Source organism: Corallococcus sp. Z5C101001, assembly GCF_007352635.1.
GTDB classification, from domain to species: domain Bacteria; phylum Myxococcota; class Myxococcia; order Myxococcales; family Myxococcaceae; genus Corallococcus; species Corallococcus silvisoli.
Window position 1 is genome coordinate 275,468 of the sequence record NZ_VKLU01000008.1, and the last position, 17,346, is coordinate 292,813.

Below are 17,346 nucleotides of genomic sequence, written 5' to 3' on the forward strand. Positions count from 1 at the left end.
GACACAGGTGAGGCCACCCTTTTGTCCGCCAGGGTGTCCGGGGGGAACGACAAGGCCGTGACTCCAGTGGATTCGAACCTGAGCGATGAGGCCGGGGGCCCCGGTTCCAGTGTCACGCGAGGGGTGTGGACGCGGGTGATGCAGGGGGCGTTCGCGGAGGCGATGCGCGCCTACGAGGCGATGGGGGCCGGGCAGCGCGAGCGGGTCCTGGAGGAGGCGCTGGCGGTCCCCGCCGACACGCGTGCCCGTCTGGTGGAGGTGCTGCGGCAGGCGCGCGACTTCGCGGGCGCGGCGCGGCTGCTGGAGGCGGATGGCGACGACCTGGGGGCGGCGCCGCTGTACGAGCAGGCGGGGGCGCCGCTGCTGGCGGCGGAGGCGTGGCTGAGGGTGGGGGAGCAGGCCCGCGCGGCGGGGGCCTTCGAGCGGGCGGGCTCGCTGGAGCAGGCGCTGGCGCTGTACCAGGCGCTGGGCGCGCGCGAGTCCTTGGCGCACCTCTTGGGCCGCATGCACCGGCCCATGGAGGCGGCGCAGGTGTTCCGGGTGCTGGGCAACGCGCACGCGGAGCTGGAGATGCTGCGCGCGGTGCCCGTGGACGACGGCCAGCGGCCGGAGGCGGTGCTGCGCATGTGCGAGCTGCTGGACGCGGAGGGCGCGACGTGGCGCGCGCTGGTGCTCCTGGCGGACGGCATCAAGCACGCGACGGGGACGGGGGCGGTGCTGCTCCAGGCGGAGCAGGCGCGGCTGCTCCAGCGGCTGGGGCTCGCGTCGCCGCCGGAGGGCGCGGCCGCGGCGGAGAAGGCGCCGCCGGTGGTGGATGGGTATGGCTATCTGAAAGCCATTCCCATCTTCGATGGTCTGTCATTGGAGGACATGCGGGACCTCTACCGGCTGGCCCGGCCGGTACTGGTGCCGGCGGGGACGACGGTGCTGGAGAAGGGCGCGAAGGGGATGGGGCTGGTGGTGCTGCTGGAGGGCATGGTGAGCGTGTCCACGGGCCCGGGCCGGGACGCGCGCCAGCTCAACATGCTGGGGCCGGGCGCGTTCCTGGGGGAGATCTCGCTCATCCTCGACGGGCCGGTGTCCGCGCACGTGCGCGCGCACACGGTGGTGCGCGCGCTGCGGGTGACGCGGACGGACTTCCAATACTTCCTGGAGACGCACGAGGCCGCGGCCCTGCGCATCTACCGCCTCTTCACGCAGAGCCTGGCGGAGCGCGTGAGGGACTTGAGCAGCTGAAGCGCCGACGGTGGGTGTCCACCAACACCCCGCCGCGACCGGCGAACGGATGCGTGCGCCGGGCAGCTGGGTTACAGAGGCCCGCATGGCGGACACCCCACATGCTCGGTCGCTGAAGGCCCAGGCGGCGGCCCTCGCCACCGAGGGCAAGCTGGAGGCGGCGCTGGCGGGCTACCAGGACGCCCTGCGCGCCTCACCTGGGGACGCCGAAGGCCACCAGCGCGTGGCGGAGCTGCTGGAGTGGCTGGAGCGGACCCCGGAGGCCGCCCGCGCCTACGACGACGCCGCGCTCGCCTGGACCCAGGCGGGAGACCTGCTGCGCGCGGTGGCCGCCGCCGTGCTGTCGCGCGGACTCCGGGGCGCGCGGCCGAGGACGGTCCTCACCCTGGCGGAGCGCTTCGCCCGGCCTCCCGGCGCGCTGGCCCCCACCTTCGCGTGGCTCGCGGAGCGCCCGGACACGCACGTCCCGGTCCTGTCCGGCGTGGGGCGCGAGGCCTTCGTGGCGCTGGTGGAGGCGCTGGAGGTGCGGGCCTTCTGGCCGGGCCAGCGCGTGGTGGAGGAGGGCCAGCCGGGGGCTTCGATGTTCGCGTTGGTGGAGGGACAGGCGGAGGTGACGCGGCGGGTGGAGGGCAACGCCCGCCAGCCCGTGGCCACGCTGGGGCCCGGGGACTTCTTCGGCGAGGTGGCGCTGGTGTCCGAGGGGCCCAGGCTGGCCAGCGTGGAGGTGCGGCAGCGCTCCGTGCTGCTGGAGTTCAAGCGCGAGGCCCTGTCCCGCGTCAGCGCGGCGCACCCGGAGGTGGACGCGGCGGTGCAGGACTTCTACCAGCGGCGGCTGGTGGAGAACCTGCTGCGCACCAGCCCGCTGTTCACCCAGCTGTCGCCCACCCTGAAGCAGGCGATGTCGCGCGAGTTCGACCTGCGCGCCATCCCCGCGGGCCAGGTGCTGCTCACCCAGGGCCAGCCAGGGGACGCCTTCTACCTGCTCTTGCGAGGCCAGTGTCAGCTGTCCCTGTCGCAGCCCGCGGGCCGCACCGTGGCCCTGCCCGAGCTGCGCGAAGGCGACGTGTTCGGTGAAATCTCGCTGCTGCTCGACAAGCCCGTGTCCGCCACGGTGCGCACGAAGACGGCCTGCGTGGTGCTGCGCCTGGAGCGCGCCGCCTTCGAGCGGCACGTCGTGAGTCAGCCCGGCTTGAAGGGCCTGCTGATGCGCATGGGCACGGAGCGCCTTCAGCAGACCGCGAAGGCGCTCATCGTCTAGCCCTCCGCGTCCAGCTTCACCGGGTGCTCGCGCAGCCAGTCCTGCGCGCGGTGGATGCGCTGGGCGCCGGCCGCGCGGCCCTCCTTCTCCAGCAGCAGCCGGTACGGCTCCAGCTGCTCCGGCGTCCACGCGGGCAGGGCCTTCAGGTCCGCGAGCGCCACCAGCTCCTCCGCGCTCCGCCCCCGCGCCTCCTGCCGCGCCGTGAGCAGCGCCGCCAGCACCAGCCGCGCCGGCTCCGCCTCGAAGGCGATGGCCGCGTCGGTGAGCCACTCGCGCGTGGCCTCGTCCGCCGCCGGGTCCTTGGCCCCCTCGCGCAGCCGCTCCAGCATTCCTTCCAGGAAGTCCGCGTCCACCGCGCCCTTCACCGCGCGCAGCAGCGCGGCGATGACCTCCCGCCGTCCCTGCGCGTCCTTGGGCTGGGTCTTCATCGCGCGCAGGGGCTCCCACAGCACGCAGGTGAGCCACAGCTCCTCCTCCGGGGAGAAGACGGACGGCGTGGACGGCTCGCGCAACTTCGCCTCCACCCGCTGCGCGCGCTCCTTCGCCTCGCGCGAGATGCGCTCCACCAGCGCCGGGTCCGCCTGCACGTGCTTCACCAGCGCGTCCAGCTCCCCGGCCTCCGCGCGGCGCAGGGCCTCCGAGGCCTCCGGCGTCAGCGACTCCGGCTCCATGCCCGCGATGAGCGCCTCGTACTTGCGCACCCCTTCCGCGTGCTTCTGGCTCCACTCGCGGAACTGCACGTCGAACACCACGTCCAGCACCGGGTTGTCCTCCGGCCGCACCTTGCCCGTCTTCTTCGCCGCCGTGGCCAGCAGCGCGCCCACGCACAGCGCCCGGCGCTCCTCCGGCGTGCGCCCGCTCCGGGCCACCTGCGCGAGCAGCCCCGCGCCCAGCTTCTCCTGGAAGCTCCGCGTGCCCAGCTCCCGCACCACGCCCACCCGCAGCGTGTTCCGGGCCTCCATGGCATCCAGGCCCTCCCGCGCCGCCAGCTTCGCGAGCGCCTGGCCCACGTGGTCGCTGAAGGCTGTGTCGTCGTAGCGCAGCCCCGGCTGGGGACCGGCGCTGGAGAGCAGCGCGCCCAGGTGCTCCAGCGCCTGCGACAGGCGGGACACGTCCGCGTCGCCCAGCAGGGCCATGGCGCCCTCCAGGTCCTGCTTCAGCGGATGGGCGGGGGCGGTGGGAGGCGGCGCGGCTTTGGCGCGGTCCTCGGCGGCGTGACAGGCCTTGTACTTCTTCCCGCTGCCACAGGGGCACGGGTCGTTGCGGCCGGGCTTGGAAGGGCTCACGGGCCGGCACCGTAAGCGAAAGCGCCCGGCCCTTCCACGTGGGGAAGGAGCCGGGCGCCAGGGTGCTTCAGGATGGACTTCCGACTACTCCGGCGAGAAGCCCAGCGTCAGGCCGAACACGTGCGCCGTGCCGGCGTACGTGCCGGGCATGCCCGGGGCGCTGCTCTCCTTGTCCGCCAGCGCGACGAACTGGTAGCCCAGGTCCGCGCGGAACGGCCGGAACTGGTAGCCCAGGCCCAGCGTCGCCTTGATGCGGTTGGCGTCCGGCAGGTCCGGCGTCAGCGTGTTGTTGGGGCTGGGCGACGGGTCGTACACGAAGCCCACGCGCGCCTGGAGCGCATCCGTGACGCCGTACTCGGCGCCCAGGGAGTACTTCCACTTCGCGTGCCAGCGCTTGGGCAGCGGGTTGTCGATGGAGGAGTCCTCGAAGCGGATGGCCAGCTCCGCGAAGGAGGACCAGTCCACCCAGCTCGCGTCGAACGAGACGTTCAGCCGGTCGATGGGCTGGAACGCGAGGCCCGCCGTCACCATGGACGGCAGGACCAGGTTCGCGCTCGCGGACTGGTCCTTCAGGCGGCTCTGGAACTCCGCCGGCACGTTCTGGAAGTCCGCCTTGCCCTTGAACGCGATGTCGATGGAGCTGCGGTAGTGCAGGCCCATGCTCAGGTTGTCCAGCACCCGGGCCTGCACGCCGACGTTGAAGCCGGAGCCCCAGTCCGCGCCGCCCAGGTGGATGGCACCCTCGCTGTTGACGAAGTCCAGGCCGCGCGTCAGCTCGATGGTGGCCCGCGTGATGTCCAGACCCGCGCCGAAGCGGAAGCGCGGGTGCAGCTCATACGCGAACGTCGGGTTGATGTTGTACGTCGCCAGCGAGGACTCGAAGCCGCGGAAGCGGCCGCTGAAGCCGTCTTCCCAGCGGCTGCGCGCGCCGAAGGGCGTGTACACGCCCACGCCGAACGCCGCCCGCTCGAAGGGCTTGTACACCACGAACACGTGCGGCGGCGGAGACAGGGTCGTCTTCTGCCCTTCCTGCTCCATGCCCGGCCGCTGGAACGTGATGCTCGGCAGGATGCCCGTGTCGCCCAGCGTGATGTCCAGCTTCTTCACGCCGACGATGTTGGCCGCGTTGTAATAGATGGCGGAGGAGTCCTCCAGCCAGGCCGTGGTGGCCCCGCCAACGCCGGTGGCGCGGGCGCTCTGGGTGTCAATCTGGAAGCCCGCGGCCTGGCTCGTACCGGCCGCCAGCATCGCCACGAGGGAGAGTGTCTTTTTCATGGGTGTTTGATTCCTCTCTCAGTGGTCCGGGTTACTGCGCCACGGCGCCGGTCTGCAGGAAGCCGATGATCTGGTCCTGGGCCGCGTTGCGCACGGCCTCCGGGATGGCGGGGTTGTTGAGGAACGCGTGGCGGGCGGACGCGGGGATGGTGTCGAACTTGAACATGTACGACGCCACCGTGCGCGGCGCGTCGGCGCGGTTGGCGGACGCGATGAGCGCCAGCGTGTTCGGGTTCGGGATGACCTCGTCGCCTTCGATGTACTGGATGAACGCGCGGTGCACGGCGGGGTTCGTGCCGGCCGCCGAGTTGTTCTCCAGCAGGTACGCGTAGTTGCGCGCGTCCGCCGGGTCCAGGATGGTGTTCGCCAGGCTGATGAAGGTGTCGAAGCCCGGGGAGCCCGGGGTGACGCCCGCCGAGGCGAGCTGCGCGAGGAACGCCGTCTTCTGGGCCGCGAAGGCCGGCGCGGTCAGCAGCACGCCCGCCAGGTTGCCACCGGCCACGTTGAGCACCGAGCGGCGCACGCGCGGCGACACGGCGGTGGACATGGTGCCCATGATGCCGCCCAGGCTCTGGCCCACGTAGTCCACCTGGCTGGCGTCCAGCTTGCCCACGGCCGCGGACAGCTCCGCGCTGCTCAGGACGCGCAGGAACTGGCCGAAGTCCACCACGTGGTGACGGAAGTTGTCGCGCGTGGTGAACAGGTTGCCCAGGTTGAGGAAGTTCCAGCCGGAGATGGCCGGGACGCCCGTGCTGTTGCGGAGGAAGTCCGCGCCCTCGCACTTGTTGTCCGCCATGCAGCGGCCCTGCGACGGGGACGTGATGGTGGAGCAGAACACGTCGCCCGGCACCTGGCCGCGCACCGCGGCGCTGCAGTCCGCGCGGGACGCTTCCACGCGCGCCACGCAGCGGCCGTAGGACGCGCTCCCGGGGTTGGTCTCGCAGCGCTGCGTCTGGGGGCTGGCGCACGCGCCGTCATCGGAGCCGCCGGCCACCGACGCGGAGCCCACGCAGCTGGAGCGCTCGCCGTGGTAGACGGCGTCCATCGCGACGACCGCGTAGCCCGCGCCCGTCAGCTTGTTGGCGACGCCCAGCACCGCGGTGCGGTTGCTGGTCAGGCCGTGGCCGAACACCAGCACCGGCCAGCCCGTGGCGGGCGCCGCCGTGGCGGGCACGAACAGCATGAACGGGTAGCGCGTGGGGCGCGGCTCGGCCGGGTTCAGCGTGTCGCTGGGGCCCGTGAGCAGGAACGGCGTGTTGGCCTGAACCTCGAAGACCGCGCCGATGTTGTCGGACGGCAGGCCGGAGGCGGTCATCACCTGCTTCACCTGCGTGGTGGCGGGCACCACGTAGTTCGGCGCCGTGGGCGTCGAGTACGCCGTGGGCAGCGCGTACAGCTGCTGCAGGATGGACGTGGTGCTCTGGGTGGTGAACGACCAGCCCAGGGCGATCTTCGAGCGCGGGATGCCCGCGGCGGCCAGCCCGTCGAAGTACGGCTTGTAGGCCGCGCGCACCGGCTCCAGCGCCTGCGCGAGCGAGTCCGGGACGGAGGAGATCTGGCTCTTGCCGTTGGCGAACACCGGGTTCGCCAGACGCATCAGCGCGAACGCCGTGGCCGGGGCGACGTTGCGGCCCTGGGTGTCCTTCAGGTCCGTGGTCATCACGGCGCCGTACTGGGTGGCGCCATCGAGCGGCGCCTTCGGGACGATCTGCAGCTGCTGCGGCACGGCGACGACGCCCGCGGTGCCCACGCTGGTGCCGCAGTCACCGGTGTTGTTCACCAGACAGGTGGCCACGTCCGGCTTGGTGCCCTTGTCCAGGTTGGACAGCTTGAGGAACTTCACGCCCGTGGCCAGGGTGGACGGGTCCAGCTTGGGCGCCGGGGGATCCGCCGGCGTGCGGTACATCGTGCCGTCCAGCACGCCCTGCGCATCGCCGTTCTCCGACACGATGGCGCCCGTGGTGGAGAAGCCGTCCAGGGTGTTGAGGCCCTGGAAGAGGTCCCGCTGCAGGCCCGCTTCCGCCGGGACGGGGAAGTTCAGGTGCGCCGCCGTGGTGCCGGTGGCCGGCACGCGCAGCAGGTCGTTGGGGAAGGGGATGATGGTGGGAACCCGCGGCGTGGCCGCCAGGTTGATGGTGGCCTCCGGCTGGTTCAGCACGCTGAAGGTCCACACGAGGACGACGTCCTCGCGCTTGACGCCCTTGGCGACCAGGCCCTCGATGATGGGCGCGTAGCCGCGGCGCAGCTGCTCCAGCCGCAGGGCGCTGGCGGTCTGGTCGGCCAGGCGCTTGGCGGGGTCCGTCTGCGTGGAGGGGATGATCTCCGTGGCCGGCGCGCAGTCCGGCGCGGTCAGGTCCTCACAGGTGACCAGCGGCTTCGCGGAGCTGGCGAAGGCCCACGTGGCCGACCCGATGACCGGGAAGCCCCCGGTCGTCTTCAGGCCGTTCTCACCGCCGATGAGCGCCACCGCGTAGCGGCCGCCCTTCGGCCACGCCGGCAGGCCCGTGTTCGGATCCACCGGGGGGATGATGTTGATGAGGTCCGTGTCCTCGTTGTACGCGATCGTCGGCGTGACCGGCTTCGCCAGCGGCGTGCCCGCGTACACGTCCATGAAGACGACCGTGTGCGCGTTCACCGTGAACGCGTCCAGGTCCTTCACCTTGGTCGACGCGATGGCGGACGTCGGGAAGCCGTTGAGCGTGTTCAGGTAGTCGCGCGTGAACTCCTGCTCCGCGGCGGACGCCTGCGGGTTGATGGGCGCCGCCACCAGCTTCGTGACCGGATTGATGGCCAGGTCGTTGGGAGAGGGGACGACAGCGGGGGTGCCCGTGGGATCGAACTCCGCGAGGCCGACGTTCGTATTCGGAGCGTCCTGCGCGATCTCCGGCGTGCAGGCAACGGCTCCCAGGGCCATGGCCCCGAGGAACAGCGATTTCTTCATGGTGGGATTCCCCTCCAGCCCAAGGTGAACTGCTGGAAACAATGCAGTGAGTAGCACGCCATCTTCCGGGCACAAAGAGAGAGGGGCTTGACGCAATGAGTCAGGTATGGGGTGGCGTCTCACGCGTGCGGGTGGACGTCTCGCTGGGTGCGTGCGGGAGGGGCGCGTGACGCCCGCGGGAACGCGGTTACGCTGCCAGCCCATGAAACGACTGATGCTGGTGTTGGCGATGACGGTGGCGATGGGCGCGAGCGCGGAGGAGGCCGGAGGCCTGACGTGGAGCGCGCCCGCGGAGTGGGCCGTCCAGCCCGCGCGGCCCATGCGCGCGGCGACGTACAAGGTGCCCGCGGCGAAGGGCGACGCGGAGGACGCGGAGCTGGCCATCTTCTACTTCGGGCAGGGCCAGGGCGGCGCGGTGGACGCGAACGTGAAGCGCTGGGTAGCGCAGTTCCAGAAGCCCGACGGCAAGCCCCTGGACGACAAGGACGCGAAGACGAAGCAGGAGAAGGTGAACGGCATGCCCGTCACCACGGTGGAGGTGAAGGGCACGTACGCGGGGGGCGGTCCGATGATGGGACCCTCCGCGCCCAAGCCGAACTTCAAGCTGCGCGGCGCCATCGTGGAGGGCCCGGAGGGCGCGGTCTTCTACAAGCTCACCGGGCCGGAGAAGACGGTCAACGGCGCGGAGAAGGGCTTCCGCAAGATGGTGGAGTCGGTGAAGCCCGTGGCGAAGCCGTAGGCCGGCAAGCGGATCCGCGGGGCTCGCGGGACGTCGGCAAGCGGATTGCTAAGGCCACGGGGCACACGGCGCCCGAACGCCGAGCACCGGAGGCCTCACGTGTCGATGTGCCGCACCCCTGAGTTCCAGAACCTCCTCACCCGCGCCATCACGCTGTTCCCGGAGGACACCGTCCTGGCGGCGCTCCAACAGATGTATCGCCACGGGGTGCAGGTGCTGCCCGTGGTGGAGGGGGATGGGGGCGACCTGCTGGGCGAGGTCACGGAGGACGAACTGCACCGCGTGGCCCGCCGCCGCCCGCTGGCGCGGCTGGCTGAAATTCTGACCGTCAAGGCGCTGGCGGCGCCGGAAGAAAACACCGTGGACACCGCGGCGCCCCCGCGGCTGGCGGCCTCGAGCGGCTGGCTGCACTGAAGGGCGGGTTGGCGCCACTGGCCTTCGGGGAGGGGAGGTCCGGTGGGCCGGCTGGCTGAACGGTGGTGGACATCCCCGCTTGCGCGAAGGGCCAACAGCCAACACCTGTGCGTGTGGCTGGCGGCTGTCTGACGACTCGTACTGGCGGGCGGGCTGCAATCCCGGAAGGAGGTCAACAGCCTGTTGGCGGTGCCCCCGGCTTTTCGTCGAGGGCAAGGAGGCGGGTCATGAAGGCAGTGGCGATCATCCTGGCGGCGGGCAAGGCCCAGTCGATGGCCCACCCCAAGGCGCTCATCGAGCATGAAGGGGGCAAGAGCTTCCTTCAGTCGCTGGCGTCCACCTTCGGGAAGGCGGGGGGCGGGGTGTTGGGCGTGGTGGGCTACAACGAGGCGGAGGTTCGCGAACAGCACCCCAGCCTGGAGTTGGTGACGAGCAAGGATTGGGAGAAGAGCCTGCTGTCGTCGGTGAAGGCGGGGCTGGAGGCGGCCCTGGCCGAGGACGCGGACGTGGTGCTGCTGCACCCGGTGGACATGCCCGCGCTGCGCGACAAGACCGTCAAGTCGATGCTCAAGGAGATGGAGCGGGGCGGCACCGACGGCGTCGTGGCCCTGCGGCCGGAGTATGAGAACGCCATGGGCTGGCCGGTGGTGCTCTCGCGCGGCGCCGCGCAGAAGCTGCTCCAGGCCGAAGGGGACGACCTGAACGTGGCGCTTCGCGCGCTCAACCCGCGCCGCATGCCCATGAAGGACCCGGGCGTCATCGTCAACATCAACACGCCGGCCATCTACCGGTCGCTCTTCTCGTCGGATCCGAAGCTGGCCCCGCCGCCCAAGCGGCGCGTCAAGCGTTCCGGCGTGTCCAATGGCTCCGGGACGGAGAGCCCGGCGGTCGCGTACGGGGCGTCGTCGGACGAGCAGTAGCCCGGCGCTCCAGCTCCCGGGTCCGCGCGGCGCGCCAGGACACCGGGAGTCTTTTCTTCAGCCTTTCAGCCTTCAGAACGTGAAGCCCAGACCCAGGTAGGGGCCGGAGAAGAGGTCCGAGTGCACGACGCCGTCCAGGCGGCCGGCGTCATTGAGGTACAGCGTGCGCCAGCCGCCGCGCAGGTTGAGGACGCCCAGGTGCATGGCGAGCCCGGCCTGCATGTCCACCTGGCGGTGCGGGAAGGGCACCACCTGGATGCGCGCCTCCACGTCGAAGGGCGACGGGCCGATGCACGCCTCCAGCGAGGCGGCGAAGCTGGGGCCCACGAAGATGGCGTCCGGGGTGTGCGCGCTGGCGAGGCCGCCCTCCAGCCGGAAGCGGCCGCGCTCGGAGGACCACGGGGAGAGCGTCAGGTGCGCGTCCAGCAGCGTCAGCCGGTCGTCGAGCCGGGAACCGTCATCCGACTCCAGCGCGATGCCGGTGACGCGCGCGTCCATGCCCCAGCGCTGGCCGTCCAGCGCCATGTAGAGGCCCAGCGCGCCGCCAGTCTCACCGAAGCTGTCGCCCTGCACGTTCAGGTGCACCAGCGGGGCGGGCCGCGGCTCACGGCCCCGGGGCGCCGTCGCGGCGCGCGCGCGCCGGTGGTAGCCGCCGCCCGGCGAGCCCAGGAAGAGGAAGTCGAACCAGCCCACCCCCACGCCCACGCTGGCGGCGCGCACGTTGGAGCGCAGCGGCGCGTCCGAGGGGCGGCCCACCGGGGTGGCGCGGTGTTCATTCCCGCCGTCGTCCTTGTCCTGGGAGTCCGAGGACTTCGAGTCGGAGGCGTTCGGCTTCGAGCGCTTGCCGAAGCGAGCCTCGGCGGGCCCCGCCCCCAGCAGGACACCGACAGAGAGCGCGACACACAGCGTCTTCCAGAACCCCACGGCGACCCCTCCTCTTCACGGGCCCACGGGATGGGCCGCGGCATCTGGACGCCTGCTCGCCCGGAATATTCAACCGCCATCACCCCGTGGGACACCAGGGGCCTCGAGGAGGGGAGGGGTGTCCGGAAGGGGGCATGTGGGCCCCCGGACAGGGGCTGGCCCTAGAAGGCGAAGCCCGCGCCGCCGTAGGGGCCCATGAAGCGGTCCACGTGCTGCACGCCATCCACGAGGCCCGCGTCGTCCAGGATGAGCCCGCGCCAGCCGCCGCGCAGCATGAGGGGGCCCAGGTGCAGCGCCACGCCCGCGCTCACGTCCAGCTGCCGGTAGGGGCCGAACGTGCCCTGCGCGCGCGCCTCCACGTCCAGCGGGCCCGCCACGCAGGCCTCGACGGAGGTGGCGAAGCTTGGGGCCGTGAGGGAGAGGTCCGGTGCGCTGGCGGTGGTGAGGCCACCCTCCAGTCGCCAGCGCAGGCGGTCCGTGGAGAGGACGGCCCAGGTGAGGTGCGCGGAGCCCAGACGGATGATGTCCGTGCCCGGCGTGCCGTCGTCGGTGGGCAGCGTCAGCTGCGTGCCCTGGACGTCGAAGCCCAGCGATTGTCCCTCGATGCCCAGGAAGAGGTCCCCGGCGGAGCCACCGCCCATGGCGCCGACGTTGAGGCCCAGGCGCACGTCGAGCAGCGGGGTGGACCGCGCGCGCTCCACCGCCATGCGCGCGCGCGTCGCCGCGGCGCGGGTGACCCACAGGTCCGCGGCCAGCTCCGAGCCCGCCGCGCGCGCCTCGCTGTAGCTCGCCTCGCTGTAGTTCGCCGCGCGCGCCTCGCTGTAGCCCGCCTCGCTGTAGCTTGCTTCGCTGTAGCCCGGCGACACGTACGACGACGACGGGACGTCGCAGCAGTCGTCATCGTTGTCCGGCGGCGGTGGCGGAGTGTACGCGGAGGCCTCGTGGGGGCGGTCGGGCTGGATGGGCGTCGCGGCGTGGACTCGCGAGCCCGTGTCGTCGTCCTTCTTGTTGTCGGAGCTGTCCGGCGACTTCTTGCCGAAGCGGGCCTCCGCGGCGGGGGCGGCCAACAGCAGGCCCACGGCGACTCCGGCGCGCAGCGCAGGGGAAAAGGAAGGCACGGGTGGCTCCAGGGCAGGGGCGGACCCTCCGGCCGACGTGCGGACCCGTGGTTCTATTCAAAACACCCGCGCCTTCAGCGGCGGGCCGTCTTCTTCCCCTTGGCCTTCGCGAGGCGTTGGGTGGGCCTCGACGGCGGTTCAGTGCGGGCCACGGCCGCGCCCTCCGGCGTCACCGGCGTGGGTGACACCCTCAGCGTGACGCGCCGGTTGCTGGCGCGGTGGGGCGGGCTGTCGTTGGGGACGAGCGGCCGGTACGCGGCGTGGCCCGTGGCGCTCAGGCGCTCCGGGGCCAGCCCTTCGCGCTCGCCCAGGTGGCGCACCACCGCCACGGCCCTCGCGGCGGACAGCTCCCACGCGGTGGAGGCGGGCGCGGTGGGGAGCACCTCGTCGGTGTGGGACTCCACCGCCACGCGGTGGTCGGCGAGGAGGCCCTGGAGCACGCCCGCGGACTGCTTCAGCCACCGGGCACCCTCGGGGGTGAGCTCCGTGCTGGCGGGCGCGAAGAGGAGCCGCTCGGACAGCTCCACGCGCAGGGCGTCATCCTCCAGGTCCAGGGACACGTCCCCATCCTTGAGCGCGTCCTTCCATGTCGCGCCCAGGGCCGCCAGCGCCGCCTCGCGCCGCGTGTGCTGGGCCTCCGCGCTCCGGGCCTGGAGCTCCGCCGCGGCGCCGCCCCACTCCTGGGCCTGCTGCTGGCGCTCCAGCGCGCGCAGCCTGCGCTCCATGGCCTGCCGCAGCGTCTGCAGTTGCGCGACGTGGGCCTCGGACTCGGAGGCTTCGCGCTCCAGCTGCGCGCTCCGGGCCTCCAGCGCCTGGAGCGAGCGCGAGCCCAGCCACGCGCCCGTGGAGGCCAGTGCCACCGCGACGGCGAGCAGCCCCCAGGGCAGCCACCGCCAGCGTCTCCGCGCTGCTTCGGTCCGCGCGTCGTCCATGGCCCGCGAGGCTAGCGGTGCCCCGGGGGTGGGCGGCAAGGTGGGCGCCGTGCGACACCCCCGGAGGGCCCGCCGCGTGGCCCCACCGCGTCAGGCCGGGGCCGCTCCGGACGGTTTCTTCCACAGGGGCAGTCGCAGCACGAAGCGCGAGCCGGGGCCTTCCTCCATCGTCGGCTCCACGGACAGCTCGCCTCCGTGCGCGCGGGCGAGCTGCCGGGAGATGTAGAGGCCCAGGCCCAGGCTCGCGCGCGCGTGCGCGCCGGTGGCGCGGGTGAAGCGCTCGAAGATGCGCTCGCGGGCCTCCGGAGGAATGCCAGGGCCCCAGTCCCGCACGGCGATGACGGCCATGTCCCCGTCGCGCTCCACGTACAGCTCCACCGGCAGGCCCGGCGCGTACTTCATCGCGTTGGTGAGCAGGTTCATCAGCACCTGCTCCACGCGCGGCCGGTCCGCCTGGGCCACCACCGGCGCGTCCGCGTGCACCACCGCCACGCAGCCCGCGGTGGCCAGCGCGTCCTCCATCCGCGCCACCAGCGCGTGCACCAGCGCGGACAGCTCCACCGCGCCCAGCTCCAGCGACATCTGCCCGGTGCCCAGCCGCGCCACGTCGAACAGGTGCGTCACCAGCCGCGTCAGCCGGTCCGCCTGGCGCAGCGCGCCCGCGAGCCCCTGGCCCAGCCGCTCCGACTCCTCCATCGGCACCTTGTCCAGCGTGCGCTGCAGGGACGACAGCTGCAGGTGCAGCGCGGACAGGGGCGTGCGCAGCTCGTGCGTCGCCACCGCCACGAACTCGTCGCGCGCGGCCACGGCCTGCTCCGCCTGCCGGTACAGCCGGGCGTTGTCCACCGCGAGCGCGGCCCTCCAGGCCAGGTCCTCCAGTTGGGACAGGTCGCGCGTGTTGAAGCGCCGCGTGGGGGAGCACGTCGCGGCGCTCACGATGCCCAGCGTCCGCCCGCGCGCCACCAGCGGGACGACCATCACCGAGCGCGGCATCAACTTCTCCACGATGTCCCGGTGCTCCTCGTCCAGGGCGAAGGCCCGCACCGCGGCCTCATCCACCTCCGCCACCAGCGCCGAGCGGCCCGTCTCCAGCACCTGGCGCAGGAGCGTGTTGCTGCCGGGAGGCGGCGCGAAGGGCATCGACTTCTCCAGCTGGGCCTGGAGGGCGTCGCCCCGGGCGCGGCGCTCCACGCGCTCCAGGTGCTCGCCGTCCTCCCCCAGCATGTCCACCAGGCAGTAGTCCGCCAGCTGCGCCACCACCAGCTCCGCGACGTTGCGCACGGTGGTGCGCCAGTCCAGCGACGTGGCCAGCCGCGTGGTGGCGTCCGTGAGGAAGCGCAGGTGGTCCTCCATGCGGCGCTGGTCGGTGATTTCGCGCACCACGCCGCCCACGCCCAGCAGCTCGCGGCGGGTGCGCACGGGGAAGTACGTGGCCAGGAAGGTGCGCGGCTCCGGGCCCGCGACGTACTCCACCCGGTCGTCCACCACGGCCACCTCCGAGGTCAGCACCCGGCGCAGCAGATCCTGGATGGGGTTTCCCGCTTCGCCCATCAGCTCGCGCGGCGTGCGGCCCAGGTGCTCCTCCAGGGGGATGCCGTTGTTCGCCGCGATGACCTTGTTGAGCCGCACGTAGCGCAGGTCCTGGTCCACGAAGCCCATGCCCACCGGCGACGCGGCGAAGAAGGACTCCAGCATGGCCGCCGACGCGTCGCGCTCGCGCAGGGCCACCTTCGCCTCGCGGTACAGCCGGGCGCTCTCCACCGCCAGCGCCGCCCGGCGCGCGAACTCCGTGGCGTACCCCAGGTCCCGCCGGGTGTAGCGCCGCGCGGGGGACACGGAGACCAGGTTGATGAGGCCGAAGCGGCGCTGCCCCACCGCCAGGGGCAGCAGCATGGTGGAGCGCGGCCCCAGCTGCTCCAGCAGCGCGCGGTGCTCGGCCGAAAGGGCCACCCGGTCCAGCCACCGGGAGGTGACGTCCGCCACCAGCACGGGCTTGCCCCGCGCGAACACGCGCGCCAGCGGCGTGTCCGAGTCCGTCCGCGGGGCGAAGGGCATCAGCCGCTCCAGCAGCTCCTGGCGCCGCGGGTCCCTGGCGCTGACCGCGAGCCGGTGCAGGTCGCCGTCGCCGTCCAGCACGTCCACCATGCAGTAGTCGGCCCACTCCACCGTGGCCAGGCGGCCCACGGCCTTGAGCGTCGTCTCCCAGTCCAGGGACTCGGCGAGCAGCCGGCTCGCTTCGCTGACGAAGAACTCCGCGCGCTCGGTGGCCTTGCGCTCCGTGATGTCCACGTTGATGTTCACCGCGCCCACCAGGTCGCCCTCCACGGAGTACAGCGGCGCCGCGGAGTTGAGGATGGTGTGCCGGGTGGCGTCGCGTCCGACGATGTCCACCTCCTCGTTGGAGACGGTCTGCCGGGTGCGCAGGGTGCGGGCCAGGGCCCACTCCTCGCCGCTCAGCCGCTTGCCCGTGCCGGGCCAGTACGCCTCGAAGAGGCCGTAGCGCTCCAGGTTCATCTCCGCCAACGCGTCCGCGCCCCACAGGGCATCCGCGGCGGCGTTGGCCGCGAGCAGCCGGCCGCCCGTGTCCGCGATGATCACCCCCACGGGCAGCAGCTGCAGCACCGTGCGCAACCACTCATGTCGCACGGGCGTGGACTCCCCCAGAAAGGTGCCGGTTGGCTCGGACATTGGGCGCGGAGCCCCCTTCCCCCGCGGGAGTCCGTACGGTGGGTGCGCGGGAGGCCCTGGACCACCCGACCCGGGGGGGATCCGGCTTTCCGGGAGTTGGCACATCCCTGCGTCCAGAAGCAGGGGAGGGGCTTGATTCGCAGCGGCCAACGGGGCGTCATTCGAGGCTTTCGTTCAAGGCCTCAAGGACAGGTGGATGGCGATTTCGTGCGTGGTGCTGGATTTCGATGGGACCTTCACGGACGTGCTGGCGGAGGGTGCGCCCTTCCTGAAGCACTTCCAGCAGGCGCTGTACCGGGTGCTGGGGCAGGACGCGACGGCCGCGTGGGACGAGGAAGTCGCCGCGCTGCATGACGGCGTGGACCGGTACGGCTGGGAAGTCGGGGGGCGCATCGTCGCGCCGGCCACGGCGGACCCCTACCTGACGGCCACCTGCACCGCGCACCGGCTGCTCCAGCGCTTCGGCGGGGGCCAGGACGAGGCGGCGCGCACGGACACGGTGCAGACGCTCTACCGGGACGCGTACCAGCACTCGGCGACGGCCTTCAAGGCGGAGGCGAAGGAGGTGCTGGAGGCGCTGCTCGCCACGGGCCTGCCGGTGTCGGTGGTGACGAACGCCCACACGGAGCTGGTGGAGGCGAAGCTCACGCAGCTGGCGCCGAAGGGCCGCGAGCGGCTGAAGGTGTTCGGCGACGCGCGCAAGTTCCAGCTGGAGGACACGCAGCCCCAGGACGCGCGCTTCGACGCGCTCCCGGAAGCGCTGCACCTGGATGGCGTGCTGGGGCGCCCAGTGTACCTGCGGCGCGGGCGCTACTTCTCCGCGCTCAAGCGCATCTGGGACGCCACGCACACGGGCCCGGAGTCCACGCTGGTCGCGGGCGACATCTTCGAACTGGACCTGGCGATGCCCGCCGCGCTGGGCGCGCACGTGCAGCTGGTGGAGCGCGCCAACGTGATGCCCTACGAGCGCGTCGCGGTGGAGCGCCTGGGCGCGCGCGGTGGCGCGGACAAGAGCCTGCGCGCCATCCTGCCCCGGCTGCGCTGAGGCGCGCGGCCCGGGAGGCGTGAGGCTTCCATCTGGAACAGGGGGTATGCGGATGCCGCGAAGCGCGAGGCTGGGGTGCTGCGTGCTCCTGGGGCTGGGAGCCCTGGGAGGTTGTGCCGGGACGCCGGAGCGGAGGGCCGAGTCCTCGCCTCCGGCGGACTGTGACTTCGCGTTCTACGAGGCGCGGGAGCCCACGCGCCCGTTCGAGGTCATTGGCGAGGTGCCGCTGACGACGAACGAGTGGATGAGCATGGACGGGCGCAAGGCGCTGCTCGCCAGGTCCGTCTGCGACGCGAAAGCGGACGGCGTCATCCTGGGGCACCCGTCGGAGCGCAAGCTCAGCGGCAGTCGCCCCCTGCGCGAGTACCGCGCGCGGCTGCTGGTGTTCCTGGACAAGCCCCGGGCGGAGGCGGCTCCGGCGCCCGTGGAGGAGCCGCTGCCCCCGGGCACCGTCCCGGTGCCGGTGATGCTCAACGGGCTGACGGACGAGCTCACCGGGACGCAAAAGCGCACGGTGGACGCGGCCCCGGCGCCCTGAGCCTTCCCGGGCAACGAAAAGCCCCGCCTCCC

General features: G+C 72.4%; 14 protein-coding genes. 7 read left to right on the forward strand and 7 right to left on the reverse strand.

The genetic code is table 11. The features are described 5' to 3' along the window. Positions 1–138 precede the first annotated feature (138 nt). Both FOF48_RS19075 and FOF48_RS19080 read left to right on the forward strand, forming a co-directional pair. Positions 139–1,236 carry a cyclic nucleotide-binding domain-containing protein gene (locus FOF48_RS19075; protein ID WP_255442380.1) on the forward strand — a complete coding sequence of 366 codons (1,098 nt, stop codon included), beginning with the start codon at positions 139–141 and terminating at the stop codon, positions 1,234–1,236. Positions 1,237–1,321: 85 nt separating this feature from the next. Next, positions 1,322–2,494, forward strand: coding sequence for a cyclic nucleotide-binding domain-containing protein (locus FOF48_RS19080; protein WP_143903686.1), 1,173 nt, complete (start codon positions 1,322–1,324; stop codon positions 2,492–2,494). Here the strand turns inward: FOF48_RS19080 and FOF48_RS19085 are convergent. The 3 genes from FOF48_RS19085 to FOF48_RS19095 form a co-directional block, all read right to left on the reverse strand. Further along, positions 2,491–3,780, reverse strand: coding sequence for a YecA family protein (locus FOF48_RS19085; RefSeq protein WP_143903688.1), 1,290 nt, complete (start codon positions 3,778–3,780; stop codon positions 2,491–2,493). The genes FOF48_RS19080 and FOF48_RS19085 overlap by 4 nt on opposite strands. An 84-nt stretch (positions 3,781–3,864) precedes the next feature. Then, positions 3,865–5,055 carry an OmpP1/FadL family transporter gene (locus FOF48_RS19090; protein ID WP_143903690.1) on the reverse strand — a complete coding sequence of 397 codons (1,191 nt, stop codon included), beginning with the start codon at positions 5,053–5,055 and terminating at the stop codon, positions 3,865–3,867. Positions 5,056–5,086: 31 nt separating this feature from the next. Further along, positions 5,087–7,996 carry a hypothetical protein gene (locus FOF48_RS19095; RefSeq protein ID WP_143903692.1) on the reverse strand — a complete coding sequence of 970 codons (2,910 nt, stop codon included), beginning with the start codon at positions 7,994–7,996 and terminating at the stop codon, positions 5,087–5,089. Between the two features lie 202 nt (positions 7,997–8,198). Between FOF48_RS19095 and FOF48_RS19100 the strand changes: the two genes are divergently transcribed. From FOF48_RS19100 to FOF48_RS19110, 3 genes are all read left to right on the forward strand, one after another. Continuing rightward, positions 8,199–8,735, forward strand: coding sequence for a hypothetical protein (locus FOF48_RS19100; protein ID WP_186001975.1), 537 nt, complete (start codon positions 8,199–8,201; stop codon positions 8,733–8,735). A 105-nt stretch (positions 8,736–8,840) separates the two neighbouring features. Further along, entirely contained in the window at positions 8,841–9,149 is a 309-nt protein-coding gene (locus FOF48_RS19105) for a CBS domain-containing protein (RefSeq protein ID WP_143903694.1), read from the forward strand. Between the two features lie 227 nt (positions 9,150–9,376). Then, the gene (locus tag FOF48_RS19110; protein WP_143903696.1) at positions 9,377–10,069 is read left to right on the forward strand and encodes an NTP transferase domain-containing protein; all 693 of its coding nucleotides are present in this window, start codon (positions 9,377–9,379) and stop codon (positions 10,067–10,069) included. Between the two features lie 72 nt (positions 10,070–10,141). Here FOF48_RS19110 and FOF48_RS19115 read toward each other — a convergent pair whose 3' ends face one another. The 4 genes from FOF48_RS19115 to FOF48_RS19130 all read right to left on the reverse strand — a co-directional run bounded on the left by FOF48_RS19115 (position 10,142) and on the right by FOF48_RS19130 (position 15,689). Then, on the reverse strand, positions 10,142–10,993 hold the full coding sequence (locus FOF48_RS19115; protein ID WP_143903698.1) for a hypothetical protein: 852 nt from the start codon (positions 10,991–10,993) through the stop codon (positions 10,142–10,144). Positions 10,994–11,154: 161 nt separating this feature from the next. Then, positions 11,155–12,111, reverse strand: coding sequence for a hypothetical protein (locus FOF48_RS19120; RefSeq protein WP_143903700.1), 957 nt, complete (start codon positions 12,109–12,111; stop codon positions 11,155–11,157). Between the two features lie 74 nt (positions 12,112–12,185). After that, positions 12,186–13,043 carry an OmpA family protein gene (locus FOF48_RS19125; protein ID WP_143903702.1) on the reverse strand — a complete coding sequence of 286 codons (858 nt, stop codon included), beginning with the start codon at positions 13,041–13,043 and terminating at the stop codon, positions 12,186–12,188. 90 nt (positions 13,044–13,133) lie between these two features. Continuing rightward, positions 13,134–15,689, reverse strand: a complete 2,556-nt coding sequence (locus tag FOF48_RS19130) for a GAF domain-containing protein (RefSeq protein ID WP_161665106.1) — start codon at positions 15,687–15,689, stop codon at positions 13,134–13,136. A 238-nt stretch (positions 15,690–15,927) separates the two neighbouring features. On the opposite strand from FOF48_RS19130, the gene FOF48_RS19135 reads away from it, so the two are divergent. After that, on the forward strand, positions 15,928–16,776 hold the full coding sequence (locus tag FOF48_RS19135) for an HAD family hydrolase (RefSeq protein WP_143903706.1): 849 nt from the start codon (positions 15,928–15,930) through the stop codon (positions 16,774–16,776). Positions 16,777–16,822: 46 nt separating this feature from the next. Further along, entirely contained in the window at positions 16,823–17,314 is a 492-nt protein-coding gene (locus FOF48_RS19140) for a hypothetical protein (RefSeq protein ID WP_143903708.1), read from the forward strand. Positions 17,315–17,346 lie beyond the last annotated feature (32 nt).